We start from the raw sequence: 1188 nt of genomic DNA, 5'->3' as shown, positions 1-1188 counted from the left end.
CACCCCGCGCGTCCTGTACGCGCCCGACCCCGCCGAACCGCCCGCCGAACCGGAGCACCCCGCCTGGTGCGACCGGCGCGGCTGCGCCGCCCGGCAGGAGCACCGCTCCCCGCAGCTGGCCGCCAACCCCACCGGCCGGGAACTGGTCGGCATCTTCGTCACCCTGGTGCAGCTCACCATCGCCGACGCCCCACCCACGGTCGAGGTCCTGTTCGCCGAGAGCCGCACCGAAGAGGTCGTGCAGGTGGTCGACGTCGCCCAGGGCATCGCGTTGGCGTACCGGCTGCGTCGGGTCGCCGACTGGGCCGCCGGGCGGATGTCGTGACCCGGGACCAGGCCGTCGTGTTCGTCCCCGCGGCCATCAGCGGCCCGGCCGACTTCGCCGCCGTCGCCGCCCCGTGCCTCGAACGGGTCGAGGCGTGCGGGTACGAACTCGTCGGGGTCGTCCGCTCGTGGGAGAACGCGCAGGCGATGTTGGCCGACGGGCGCGCCCACGTGCTGATCGTCGCCGCCATGTCCCACCTGCCGGCCGACCGGCGGCCGCGGATCGAAACGGTCAGCGACCCGGTCCGCCCGGCACCGGCCCGCGCGGAGCATGTGGTGCCGGCCGAGGTGACAGCGCCGCAGCGGGTACGCCGGCCGCGCCGGATCGTTCGGGGCGTCCGGTGAGCGGCAACCGCCGGTCCACCAGGCCGGCCAGCAGGTCCCTGGCGGCACGTCGTGGCCTACCCCGCCGGTGGTGGCACACCCGCGACGGTGTCACCCGCGAGCGGCCGCCGAAGGACGACGGAGACGTGTACGAGGCCGGCTACGAGGACGGGAAAGCCGAGCAGGCGCGCGAGGATCAGCGGCTGCGTGACGGCCTGGCCGAGTTGATGCGGGCAGTCGACGCGGTCGAGAACGGCGACCCGGGGCCGTTGGACGAGTTGGCCCGGCAGGCTGCCGCCGATGATCTGCTCGATGTGGCTGAGGATGCCGGGGTGACGCCGCTGGCCGAGGTCGGGTTCGCCGACGAGCTGGCCGACGAGGTCGAGGCGTGGCTACGCGGGCAGGGCTCGGCCTGACGCAATTCCGCAAGCGGCTGCGGGATGAGGAGCGGCCCGCCGGCATCTACCCCGCCGGCGGGCCCTCTCGTCACCTTGGTACCGGCCGGGGCGGGCTCCGGCTGGATGGCCGGAGTCTGGGGGG

At 75.0% G+C, this 1188-nt stretch carries 3 protein-coding genes; all 3 read left to right on the top strand.

What is annotated here, in order from left to right:
• Positions 1 to 325, top strand: a 325-nt coding sequence (locus DLJ47_RS35635; protein ID WP_158289786.1) for a hypothetical protein, incomplete at its 5' end; no start/stop codon positions are given.
• On the top strand, positions 322 to 669 hold the full coding sequence (locus DLJ47_RS06685; protein ID WP_109899191.1) for a hypothetical protein: 348 nt from the start codon (positions 322 to 324) through the stop codon (positions 667 to 669). The genes DLJ47_RS35635 and DLJ47_RS06685, both read left to right, overlap by 4 nt.
• A gap of 125 nt (positions 670 to 794) precedes the next feature.
• Positions 795 to 1064 (top strand): hypothetical protein, encoded by a 270-nt coding sequence (locus DLJ47_RS06680; protein WP_109899190.1) that lies wholly within the window; start codon positions 795 to 797, stop codon positions 1062 to 1064.
• Positions 1065 to 1188 lie beyond the last annotated feature (124 nt).

The organism is Micromonospora sp. S4605 (assembly GCF_003176715.1).
In the GTDB taxonomy this organism is placed as follows: domain Bacteria; phylum Actinomycetota; class Actinomycetes; order Mycobacteriales; family Micromonosporaceae; genus Micromonospora; species Micromonospora echinaurantiaca.
This window is presented reverse-complemented; position numbering and strand designations above follow the sequence as displayed.